This window comes from Eubacterium sp. Marseille-QA0814, assembly GCF_965119675.1.
GTDB lineage: Bacteria > Bacillota > Clostridia > Lachnospirales > Lachnospiraceae > Eubacterium_G.
Genome location: NZ_CBCPMG010000001.1, coordinates 1,380,181 through 1,391,892 on the forward strand (window position 1 = coordinate 1,380,181; position 11,712 = coordinate 1,391,892).

At 32.6% G+C, this 11,712-nt stretch carries 13 protein-coding genes and 1 pseudogene; 3 read left to right on the forward strand and 11 right to left on the reverse strand.

What is annotated here, in order from left to right; all coding sequences use genetic code 11:
• Positions 1-95 precede the first annotated feature (95 nt).
• The 9 genes from coaBC to ACQY63_RS06525 form a co-directional block, all read right to left on the reverse strand.
• Positions 96-1,283 carry a bifunctional phosphopantothenoylcysteine decarboxylase/phosphopantothenate--cysteine ligase CoaBC gene (coaBC, locus tag ACQY63_RS06485; protein WP_302689366.1) on the reverse strand — a complete coding sequence of 396 codons (1,188 nt, stop codon included), beginning with the start codon at positions 1,281-1,283 and terminating at the stop codon, positions 96-98.
• 36 nt (positions 1,284-1,319) lie between these two features.
• Positions 1,320-1,715 carry an aspartate 1-decarboxylase gene (gene panD / locus ACQY63_RS06490; protein ID WP_022165771.1) on the reverse strand — a complete coding sequence of 132 codons (396 nt, stop codon included), beginning with the start codon at positions 1,713-1,715 and terminating at the stop codon, positions 1,320-1,322.
• Between the two features lie 242 nt (positions 1,716-1,957).
• On the reverse strand, positions 1,958-2,800 hold the full coding sequence (gene panC, locus ACQY63_RS06495) for a pantoate--beta-alanine ligase (protein ID WP_428244902.1): 843 nt from the start codon (positions 2,798-2,800) through the stop codon (positions 1,958-1,960).
• Positions 2,801-3,018: 218 nt separating this feature from the next.
• Entirely contained in the window at positions 3,019-3,846 is an 828-nt protein-coding gene (gene panB / locus ACQY63_RS06500) for a 3-methyl-2-oxobutanoate hydroxymethyltransferase (protein ID WP_022165769.1), read from the reverse strand.
• Positions 3,843-4,682: a Rossmann-like and DUF2520 domain-containing protein gene (locus ACQY63_RS06505; RefSeq protein ID WP_302689341.1), complete on the reverse strand. Its 840-nt coding sequence runs from the start codon at positions 4,680-4,682 to the stop codon at positions 3,843-3,845. The genes panB and ACQY63_RS06505 overlap by 4 nt, the downstream gene beginning before the upstream one ends.
• 498 nt (positions 4,683-5,180) lie before the next feature.
• Positions 5,181-5,537, reverse strand: coding sequence for an alpha-1 2-mannosidase (locus ACQY63_RS06510; protein WP_022165767.1), 357 nt, complete (start codon positions 5,535-5,537; stop codon positions 5,181-5,183).
• A gap of 105 nt (positions 5,538-5,642) precedes the next feature.
• On the reverse strand, positions 5,643-6,053 hold the full coding sequence (locus ACQY63_RS06515) for a hypothetical protein (protein ID WP_412334089.1): 411 nt from the start codon (positions 6,051-6,053) through the stop codon (positions 5,643-5,645).
• Between the two features lie 121 nt (positions 6,054-6,174).
• Positions 6,175-6,579, reverse strand: coding sequence for a hypothetical protein (locus tag ACQY63_RS06520; RefSeq protein WP_022165765.1), 405 nt, complete (start codon positions 6,577-6,579; stop codon positions 6,175-6,177).
• A 14-nt stretch (positions 6,580-6,593) separates the two neighbouring features.
• Complete coding sequence (locus tag ACQY63_RS06525; RefSeq protein ID WP_412621765.1) at positions 6,594-7,769, reverse strand: C39 family peptidase; 1,176 nt, start codon at positions 7,767-7,769, stop codon at positions 6,594-6,596.
• A gap of 145 nt (positions 7,770-7,914) precedes the next feature.
• Here ACQY63_RS06525 and ACQY63_RS06530 point away from each other — a divergent pair, with 145 nt between their 5' ends.
• From ACQY63_RS06530 to ACQY63_RS06540, 3 genes are read left to right on the forward strand one after another with little or no spacing between them, the layout of a single operon-like run.
• Positions 7,915-8,274: a PadR family transcriptional regulator gene (locus ACQY63_RS06530; protein WP_022165763.1), complete on the forward strand. Its 360-nt coding sequence runs from the start codon at positions 7,915-7,917 to the stop codon at positions 8,272-8,274.
• The gene (locus ACQY63_RS06535; protein WP_412335111.1) at positions 8,264-8,626 is read left to right on the forward strand and encodes a DUF6120 family protein; all 363 of its coding nucleotides are present in this window, start codon (positions 8,264-8,266) and stop codon (positions 8,624-8,626) included. Before ACQY63_RS06530 ends, ACQY63_RS06535 begins: the two co-directional genes overlap by 11 nt.
• Positions 8,627-8,654: 28 nt before the next feature.
• Positions 8,655-9,128 (forward strand): hypothetical protein, encoded by a 474-nt coding sequence (locus ACQY63_RS06540; RefSeq protein ID WP_302689338.1) that lies wholly within the window; start codon positions 8,655-8,657, stop codon positions 9,126-9,128.
• 176 nt (positions 9,129-9,304) lie between these two features.
• On the opposite strand, the gene ACQY63_RS06545 is transcribed toward ACQY63_RS06540, so the two are convergent.
• Both ACQY63_RS06545 and ACQY63_RS06550 read right to left on the reverse strand, forming a co-directional pair.
• Positions 9,305-10,486 (reverse strand): FKBP-type peptidyl-prolyl cis-trans isomerase, encoded by a 1,182-nt coding sequence (locus tag ACQY63_RS06545; RefSeq protein WP_412621763.1) that lies wholly within the window; start codon positions 10,484-10,486, stop codon positions 9,305-9,307.
• 246 nt (positions 10,487-10,732) lie between these two features.
• Positions 10,733-11,599 (reverse strand): annotated as a pseudogene (locus ACQY63_RS06550) (phosphoribosylaminoimidazolesuccinocarboxamide synthase); the annotation flags it as partial.
• Positions 11,600-11,712: the final 113 nt, after the last annotated feature.

Here is an 11,712-nt window from a genome sequence, read left to right on the forward strand (position 1 = left end):
GTAATCTCCTTTTGTATCTTATAATTCGTATGGTACAACCTAACTATGATACAAGTATGTGAGTCCATAGTCTCATGCTTTACAGCCACTCGGCTTTATATTCTGTTATTTATTTCAGTTAAAATTTCGTTTGCCACCTGTTCTTTTGACATAATTGGCAATTGTCTGCTTTCATTCTCTGTTATTAAAGTAACAACATTTGTGTCTGTTCCAAATCCTGCCCCTTCAACTTTAAGATTGTTAGCACAAATCATATCAAGATTTTTCTTTTTAAGCTTGTTCTTAGAATTTTCAAGCATATGCTCTGTTTCCATTGAAAAACCACAAAGGAACTGGTTCTTCTTTCTCCTTGACATTGTTCCAAGAATGTCGTCGGTTCTCTCAAGTTCAATGGCTGTTTCCCCATCATTTTTCTTGATTTTTTCATCAGCTACTGTCTTTGGTCTGTAATCAGCAACTGCTGCACTCATTATAACAATATCCTGACTGTCAAATTCTTTATCAACTGCATCAAACATTTCTTTTGCACTCTTTACATCAATAATTTTTACAAAGTCAGGCTTTTCAATATATGTTTTTCCAGTAACAAGTGTTACTTCTGCACCACGTTCCATTGCAATCTTTGCAAGGGCATAACCCATCTTACCTGTTGAGTGATTGCTGATAAATCTAACCGGATCAATGGCTTCCATTGTTGGTCCTGCAGTAATTAAAACTTTTTTTCCTGCCATATCTTTTTCCATGGCAATATTCTTCATTATATAACTTTCAAGAACTGTAGGTTCAGGCATTTTTCCTGCCCCTGTGTCTCCACAGGCTAAATATCCACTTGCCGGATCAATAACTTCGTAACCGTAATTTCTTAATTTCTCCAGATTATCCTGAACAATAGGATTTTCAAACATATTTGTATTCATCGCCGGGGAAATAACTTTGTGACACTTGCATGCCATAATTGTTGTGGTAAGCATATCATCTGCTATACCATTTGCAATCTTTCCAATAACATTGGCACTTGCAGGGGCTACCATAAATATGTCAGCCTGCTTTGCCAAAGATACGTGCTCAACGCTGAATTCAAAATTTCTGTCAAATGTATCTACTAAACATTTATTTCCTGTTAATGTTTCAAATGTAATTGGATTAATAAAGTTTGTAGCATTTTTTGTCATTATAACATGTACATTAGCGCCTTTTTTCACAAGACTGCTTGCAAGGTTAGCAATTTTGTACGCCGCAATACTTCCTGTAACTCCTAATACAACTGTTTTGTTCTTTAAAATTTTTTCCATAATAAATTCACTTTCATAAAGGAAAAATTATTTTTCTAAGTCAAATAATTTTCCATGTTTTTCGTAATTTGTTACTCTTGTAATCTTATTGTCGTCATCTACAAATACAACTTTTGGCTTGTTGTCTTTTATTTCTTCAGGTGTCATTTGTGCGTAACTCATGATAATTATTTTATCACCTAAACTTACCATGTGTGCTGCAGCACCGTTTAAACAAATCATACCTGAACCTTTTTCTCCTGCAATAACGTATGTTTCAAATCTGTTTCCATTATTTACATCTGCAATTTGAACTTTTTCGTATTCATAAATTCCTGCTGCTTCCATTAATTCTTCATCAACAGTGATACTTCCTACATAGTCAAGTTCTGATTGAACAACTGTAGCTCTGTGTATTTTACTTTTTAACATATTAACTTGCATTTTTTACCTCTTTACTTATTTATTTGTATATTTTAACTTTGTTCTCCTTCGCCACGCAGCTATAAGCCACGCTATCAGCTCGTAACACTTTGTTCTCCTTCGCCACGCAGCTATAAGCCACGCCATCAGCTCGTAACACTTCGTGTTCCTTCGCTGAGGGGCTGCGCCCCATACCCCTAAAATAATTTTTTCATGTTTGCAAGCAAGCTTGCACATGTAAAATTATTTTCGGGGTGCGTGGCTTAATCCAAAATCATGTTGTCGATTAATCTTGTTTTTCCGATGTATACTGCCATTGCAATAAGCATTGGTGCTTTTATTTCTTTCTGCTGCTGCATTGTAAGTCCGTTTACGGCTTTTACGTAATCAATTTTTGCCATTGGTTCTGTTTCGATGTTTTCTTTCATTTTTGCAACTACAACATCCGCGTCTTTTTCTCCTGCATCAATTAATTCTTTTGCTAATTTTACTGTTTTGCTAAGAATTAAAGCTGCTTTTCTTTCTTCTGGTAAAAGATATGTGTTTCTTGAACTTTTTGCAAGGCCGTCTTCTTCACGAACAATTGGACAACCTACTACGTTAATGTCCATGTTTAAATCCTGAACCATGTGTTTAATAATTGCAAGCTGCTGTGCATCTTTCTGTCCAAAGTATGCGTTGTCTGGCTGAACAATGTTAAATAATTTTGTTACAACTGTACATACACCTCTAAAATGAACAGGACGGCTAAGACCACATAATTCTTCTGTTAAAACTGACATATCAACATATGAACTAAAGTCATCATGATACATTTCTTCCGGTTCTGGATGGAATATTAAATCAGCTCCAAGGCTTTCGCAGAATTTACTGTCTTTTTCTAAATCTCTTGGATAGCTGTCTAAATCTTCTGTTGGTCCAAACTGCATTGGATTAACAAAAATACTTACTACTACTTTGTCATTGTTTTCTCTTGCCTTTGTAATAAGGCTTCCATGACCTTCATGTAAATATCCCATTGTAGGAACGAAACCTACTGTTTCTCCATTTTTCTTCCATTCTTTTACTAATTCTCTAACTTCTTTTATTGTACCAACAACCTTCATTTTATTAAACCTCTCTTTATATCTTCATTTACACTTTGTGTATCTTATTTTCAAACTAACCGTTTCTTAATATAATACTTTAAAAGTAATTAGTAAAGTAAGTTATGCATTACTTTTAAAATAATTTTTCTCCTTTGTGTAGGCATAGGTAAAATAGAACCTGTCTGCACTTAAATAATTAATTATTTGTTATCCTATACTTAATTTTCTATAGTAAATTAGTATAATTTATTAATTATTTCATCATCAATTTTGTATGTGTTCTCTTCGGCAGGGAAGCTCTTATCTTTTACAGCCTTGATATAATCCCTGAATGCACCTTTCATTACTTCACCTACATTTGCAAACTGACGTACAAATTTTGGAACATAATCAGTGAACATTCCAAGCATATCCTGGTAAACTAAAACCTGTCCGTCACAGCCTGCTCCTGCCCCAATTCCAATAGTTGGTATGTCAAGAATTTCTGTAACTTTTGCTGCAAGTTTTGCAGGTACTGCTTCTAAAACAACCATTGATGCACCTGCTGCCTGAACTGCTTTTGCATCTTCAATTAACTTCTTTGCTGCTGCTTCAGTTTTTCCCTGAACCTTGAAACCACCAAATGCATTAATTGACTGTGGTGTAAGACCGATATGTGCACAAACCGGAATTGATGCTTTTACAATTGCTTCAATTTGTGGTGCAACTTCCACGCCACCTTCAAGTTTTACCATATTAGCGTGACCTTCCTTCATAAGCCTGCCTGCGTTTACAACTGCATCGTAAACTGATGTCTGATATGACATAAATGGCATATCGCAAACTAAAAGAATATCTTTGATTCCTCTTGAAACTGCTGCACAATGGTGAATCATGTCTTCCATTGTTACCTGAATTGTATCTTCATATCCAAGCATTGTATTTCCAAGTGAGTCACCAACTAAAATTGTATTTACACCAACTTCTTCCATTAACTTTGCTGTTGAGTAATCATAGCAAGTCAACATTGTAATTTTATCTCCGTCCTGTTTCTGTTTTAATAATGTATTTACTGTATTCTTCATTTTAGAATATCCTCCATTTCACTGTAATCTCTATCTTTATTTTTATTTTTGGCAACGTCTAAAACCTGTCTTGACACTGCCTTATAAATTTCTTTGCTGTTTCCACTTAATGTTTTCAAATGTTTCAAAACTGTTGTTGTGTCATTTCGCTCAATTGGGCCGGTTAATGCAGCACTGCAACCATCATTCAAACAATGTTCAACATTTCCTCTAATAATCGGGGCTAATGCAGTATTGGCTGAATCTTTGTCAAAGCCACATTCAAGTAACAACTGCTCACTTAAACTAATAAGCCCAACAACAAGATTACTTGCAATTGCCGCTGACGCATGATATTTAACTTTGTTTTCCTTGGAAATAGCACAAACATTGTTTCCAAAACTTTCAAGCCATTGTTTTACAAAGTTAATTTTTTCTTCTGATCCTTCTACTGTGAAATAACTTTTTGACAACTCTTTGTAAGAACTATATTTGTCGCTCACTGCAAAGAGTGGGTGAATAGAAAATCCAAAACCACCACGTTTTGAAATATCCGAAAAGACTTCTGATGATAATGCGCCACTTGTGTGGCAAATAATTTTTCCACTTAGACTAAAATGTTTTATACTACTCCAGACCTTTTCAATTACACCGTCCGGGACCGTAATAAAAACAATCTCACTATCCTTTACTAACAATTCAACATCCGTATAACATGCCGAATTAGTAAACTTCGATGCTTCTTTTGCATCTTCTTTAAATTCACTGTAATAACCAATAACTTTTTGATTATTATCTGCTAAATATTTTCCCAGAGAAAATCCAACTTTCCCTGCTCCTATAAATCCAACTTTCATGGGCATCCCTCCTTTTAATATTTTTTGACTTATGTCAACTAAATATTATAGTTTTGGGACAATGAGTCTCATTCCTTCAAGATATAAGCTACGCTCCAATCTTTATAGTGAAAAATATTTTATTCATCAGTATAGTTTCATTTCGAATACCATCCGCGAAATAATTTAACACAATTAGGAAATTAATGCAAATCTTTTTTGGCGATTATCTAATCACATTTTTTCATTATAACAAATGCACTGTTATATATAACGTAATAAAAATTCCATTAAACTTTCCTATAACGTACTAAAGATTATAGTTTGCAACATTTCACGTAACCAGTGCGTATTGTTTCAACAACTTTTTTTGCATCAAGATATATCCACAGCCCAACGTTTTTTATCAAATAATAATTTCGATTCTTTTTAATAACTAAAAAGACATCTGTAACAATATCTTTATACTGCTACAAATGTCTTTCTATTTTTAACAATTTAATTTTCTTTGTGTTTGTACTATTTCAAAACTTTAACTTTGATTTTCTTATAAATACCGTTTTGTGCGTAAACATAAACTAAACATTTTCCTTTGCCCTTAGCCTGTGTCACACCGTTCTTTGAAACCACAGGTACTTTCGCCAACTCCTTATCATCTAAATATACTGTTAATATTCTATTGCTATTGCTATTTCCTGCAACAGCATCTACATCTAATCTGTATTTCCCTGATTTTGCAATATTGGTTTTATACTCAATAGTGGAATTAGCAGTTAGGTTACCAATATATTTTTTTCCTGCTGTGCCACCATACGGTCTTACCTTAGTTTCAACATAATCTCCATTTAACTCCTCATTGTCAATTAAATTAGACATGCTTAAAAACATGTCTCTAATGAAGCTGGTATCAACTTAGCGTTAACCTCTTTATTCACATAACACTCTTCAACTTTTTATCGTAGAGGTCTTTGTTATTTTTTATTAAAAATGTTCCATTATCTCTTCCAAACTTTTATCTAACCCTAACTTTTCTATTTCATTAAAAATAGGATTAATCACTTCTATATCTTCTTCCAAATCGTCTGCTATTTCTTCTACACTTTTTCCTCTTTTTATTTTCTTATATACCATTTCAACAAGTTTTCTGCGTTCTCCGAATTCAATTCCCTGCGATTTACCAATCTCTTTGCCAACTTCAACGCCATCATTATACGTGTTTTCCAATGTCTGCTTTTCGTTATACTCTGTCAAGAACATTTTTACCACCTCCGCCTTATTTTCCAGCAGAAATTCTCGCAACACATTTTCATTTATGCATTCGTCCACAGCCATTTTCACTGCTTCCTCGTCACTGAAATCCTTACCGGAATACTTACTGATATACTCTCTCATCCTACTTGTTAGTATAACATATTCCTTTAAAATCACATCTACGCTAAATATGTCCTTTTTTTATATTCAAAAACATATCTAACGTAGATGTGATTTATTAATTTACTTTATTATTTTCAATTTATTTATCAGTAAACTCTTTGACCATATCAATAATTTCTTTACCTTTATTTTCTTTAATAGAATATTTCTTATTCGATATACTACATTCTTCATTGGAAATTACTATAATGCTAATTGAAGAATTTTTTCTAAAGATATCTATATTATATAACCAACCACTAGCATCTTCCGAAACTTTCTTTTTTATCTTGGTATTAGTTAATTTATTATATAACTTATCTGTTTGTTCTTTCGTCAACTCCGTTACATTTCCGTTATTACCATCTGTAACTAAAATTTTTGTAATTTCTTCTTTGGGAATAGATAACATTTTCTGCGTCGATGATGACTTTACGATAATAATTGATACAACAACCATTACTAATACCAAAGGAATAATCACAATGCATACTTTTTTTTTCATAATTTCTCCTTTACTTACTTTATATTTACAGTAACATAATTCCAACTGCCTTTACATTTTCCCCAAACAAAACGTGTAGGTGAGTTTGTCCAACCATCTGCTATACGAATGTACGTTTCATACCTATCTCCATACCAATGTTCATAAATGTACTGCTTATATCCTAGTGCTACAACCGAATGATCATTATACTTGTAATGATCGTGAACTATCAAGTGACACGGTCTACCATTGTTAATCTCACTCACAATTTTTCTTCCGCTATTTGTACCACTATGAAATTTAACTGTATAATTATTTACTCCCACTAAATCAAAAAATTTGCTATATCCCGTTGCAACATTTTTATCTAATGTCCCTCCTTTTGATTTACATTTCATATAATCACGCAACTTTGTAAATGTTGTTTTCCAATTAGACTTATAATAAAGTTTTTTATATTTTTTGCTATCTCTTTTATACCAGTATAGCATAATATTAGTAGCTGCTGTTGGTGCACATACTCCACCACTTTGCAATTCAGACATAATCTTATACGTTATATTATACCCCTTAACATTTTTAGAGCTTGAAGAATCATAACCACTTTCATACTTTCCTGGATTTGTAATAAACCCATCGCCTGAATTATCAGGTGGTGACGATAATGACACTTTATCTACTTCACTCTCCATTCTGCACATTTCTTTTTCTGATATTTTCTCTATGTTATTGTTAGAAACATCTACTAATACCTTTTCATCTTTATTATCATTGCCTCCTATTGCATAACTCATACCGCCTAGATAATAAACTTTCTGTTTTTTCTTTTTTACATCAAAATTTTCTTCAACTTTCTCTGATGCATTATCCAAAAACAATTCATCTCCAAATTCAATAATATTATTATTTTCTTCAGAACTAGCTATTATATATCCTTCTATTTGTTTATTCTTTTTAACATTATATAAATATGCACTCACCTTCTGATTTGAGTCGAATAATACTTTTTTTAAAACAAGTTCAGAATCTTTCCACTCTTTTTTATTTTTTCTTAACACATTAAACTGATACTCGACATTATCTTGGACACTAGCAATACTATCTTCCTGTTTGCTCATTGCAACTATGCTCCCCTCCGATAACTCTGTTATCCCCAACATCATCAACATTATAGTTGCAATAATTATTTTACAAATTTTCTTACTCATACATTCCTCTCCTTTAATTTAATTTTCTTTAATATTATCATTTTGAAATATTTGTGTCAATAATCACTTTATTTACTTATGTATTTACATTAGTGTGTATGTATATTAAAATGTATACTATACATTTTAATTTAGGAGCACTTGTATGAATATTCGAGATAACTTTAAAAAGGGGTATGTCGAAATGCTTATATTGAATTTTCTTTCAGAAAAGGATTTATATGGGTATGAAATGACACAATTGGTAATAGAACGTGGGGGCGGATATATAAAAATTCCAGAGGGTTCTCTTTATCCAACTTTATATAAACTTGAGGACAAGCATATGATTTCATCATATCAAAAACAAGTTGGTAAGCGTCTAAAACGAATATATTACCACCTTGAAGATCAGGGAGCAGAATATCTTTGCGAACTAATTAAGGAATACTATGCTGTTAATGATTGCATAACAAAAATTTTAGAATTTTCAAAAGGAGCAAAAGTTGAAAACGATGTTGAGTAATACAAAAAAAGTATATATTAAAAATCTCAAAAAAGAATTAAAAATCTCATCTAAATATAAGAGAAATCTATTAAACGATTTAGAAGTTAATGTTAAAAGTTATATGGTTGAACATCCTGAAACTACTTATAACGATTTAGTTGAAATTTTTGGAACACCAGAAGATGTTTCAGAGTCATTTTATGAATCTCTTAGTTCCAACGAAATAAGAAAACAGCAAAAGTTGAAAAAACACATCATTATTATTGCTGTTACAGTTAGTATAATATGTGTTTTTTCTTTTATGCATTACTATCAAAACCTAAACAAAAATTTACCATCCTACACCATTGAGACAATTGATGAATCTTAAAACAAACGATAATAATTAGGAGGGACTTATGAAAAAATCATTTATTTTACTATCACTGATGGTACTATGCGGTGTACTATCTTATACCAATACTTTCGCAAAAGATGTTTATAATTCTTCTTTTTACAGTAAAACTACTGTTCTTCATGAAGATGGTTACATAGTTGCGGAAATAATTACAAACACATCTAACAGTATAGCTCCGCATTCAGTATCTAAATTTAAAACTGCAACCAAAAAGCTTTCTTACTATACATCCTCAAATAAATTGTTATGGACAATACATTTATCTGGAACCTTCAGTTACAATGGTTCTTCATCTAGTTGTACTAAAGCATCATGTTCTATTAGCAATTTAAACTCTAACTGGTCTGTAAAATCTAAATCGGTTACAAGCTCAAAAAATATTGCCCGTGCCAAAATAACTATGCATCAAAAAGGTGGTGGTAATTTAAGCAAAGAGCTCACCTTAGCATGCGACAAAAATGGTAAATTAAAGTAATTCAAAAATCTCTTTGGTGTTTTATGTTAAACCACTAATAATCCATACTATGGATATATTAGTGGTTTTTATATACACTATTCTTCTAACTCTCTAACACATTTATATATTTTTTAAATACAATAAAAGAGCCACTGAAAAACTTCAATGACTCTTTCATACATTTCATTTCTTGTTTATTTTTTTGTTGTTTCAGCTGCCTTTGTTGTTTCTGTTGAAGCTGCTGTTGTAGAAGCTGCTGTTGTTGTTTCAACTGTTGTAGTTGGAGCTGAGCCCTTCTTTGTCTTAACATTTTCACAGATGATATCTCTAACCTTCATTAATAAAATATTAAGTTTAAGAGTATCTTTTACTGTTGATTCTCCGTAGTTCTTTGCTAATGTCTTAACATCTGCTCCGTAGTATTTCTTAGCATATGCATCGCCTTCGCTCTTGTAAATCTTGTCTCCATCAAGACCTTCTTCTTTAGCAATAGCGTAAATTACCATTCTACTCTTGATAGCTTCTTTTGACTGCTTATGCCAATCACTTTCTGACATGCTGCATGCTTCTAAGTATGTCTTAATGTCTTTAATACCGTATGATGAATACTGAGCTACAATCTGTGATTCAGCCTGTGATTCGTACTGTGTTAACTGTTCCTTATTGTATTCTGAAACCTTACAGTCAGCAACATAATCCTGCCATAAGCCGTTCATAATCTTGTTGTACTTTAATTCTTTTTTCTGATATTCTTTGTAAGCCTTAACTGTTGTCAACTTGTCTGATGAATAGTTTGTCTTAACAAATTCGTCATTTAATTCAGGTGTGTTTGTTTTCTGTAAAGCTGTAATCTTGTATGTAAACCATACTGACTTACCAGCCAACTTAACTTTCTTACTATTAACTGTTGTCGTTCCTGTGTAGTTTGAAGGGAAATTTAACTTCTTAGTAAATGTATCTCCAACCTTGTGTCCTTTAAGTGCATCAACAAAACCATCAATCATCTTGCTTCCACCAACTGTCTTAGCTGACATATCTGCTACCTGATCTGTTGCTGAGCCACCGTCAAATGCTACCTTCTTACCTTTTGATTCAATCTTTCCTGTATAATTAAATACTACAGATGAATCCTTCTTAACAGAACCTTTTTTAATCTTTTCTGTTGTCTTATGTGATGATAAATCCTGATCAATTGTCTGCTGTAATTCACTGTCTGTAACCTTAATATCATCTTCGTAAGCTGTTAATCCTTTGTATTCAGCTAACTTAATTGAGCCTAAATCTGTCTTTACTGTTCCTGATGTTGTGCTACCACAACCTACAAGACCTAATGCCATAGTTGCTGATAATGCAACTGCTAAAATCTTCTTATACATCTTATATTTTTTCTCCTCTTCTATTTTTTGTGTTAAAAGCAAAATCAGTCGTACGCCCTAACACGCATACAACTGATTCTATCACAATAACCTTATTATTTAAAGTCTATTTTCAAAAAACGTTTTAATTCACAAAATTATCACACTTTTTTACTTTTGAAATTAGGAAGTTCTATTTAAACTTATATCCCCTTTTACCTGATAATCTGTATAAAACTATTTTCAAAATAATTTCCAAACAAAATTTTAAACTAATTTCTTGCCTGTAATCTTTTCATAACCTTCTAAATAAATAGCAATTGTTTTATCTTCTACTTCTTTTGGAAGTGTCCAGTTATGATTGTCGTTTGCTTTTAACCAGTCACGTGCAAACTGTTTGTCAAATGATGGCTGACCATGTCCAGGTTCATAAACATCTGCAGGCCAGAATCTTGAGCTGTCAGGTGTAAGCATTTCATCACCGATTACGATGTTTCCATTTTCATCAAGACCAAATTCAAACTTTGTATCTGCAATAATAATTCCACGTTCTAATGCATAGTCTGCACACTTCTTATAAAGAGCAATTGTATATTCTTTTAATTTTGCAGCATATTCTTCACCCTTACCTGGGAACTGTTTTTCTAAAACTTTAATGCTTTCTTCATAAGAAATATTTTCATCATGATCACCAATTTCTGCCTTTGTTGAAGGTGTGTAAATTGGTTCAGGAAGCTTATCTGATTCTTTTAAGCCCTCAGGAAGTTTGATTCCGCAAACTGTTCCATTTTCCTGATAGCTTGCCCAACCGCTACCTGTAATATATCCACGAACGATACATTCGATTGGAAGCATTTCAAGTTTCTTACACATCATGCTGTTTCCATCAAATTTTGGCTGTCTGAAAAATTCAGGCATATCGTTTACGTCTACTGAAATCATGTGGTTAGGAACGATATCTTCTGTCATGTCAAACCAGAACTTTGACATCTGTGTAAGAACTGTACCCTTATTTTCAATTACATTTTTTAAAATTACATCAAAGCAACTAATTCTGTCAGTTGCTACCATAATTAAGCTGTCTCCGTTGTCATAGATTTCTCTTACTTTTCCTTCTTTAATTGGCTTCATCTTTTTCCTCTCCTTTACACTCTCATTCGCCGAAGGTAACTATTGTCGAAAGCACGCTCCCGCTGCCAAACGCTGGTAGCAGTTCTATCAAGCCAGCTACGCTGCCTTAATGAACC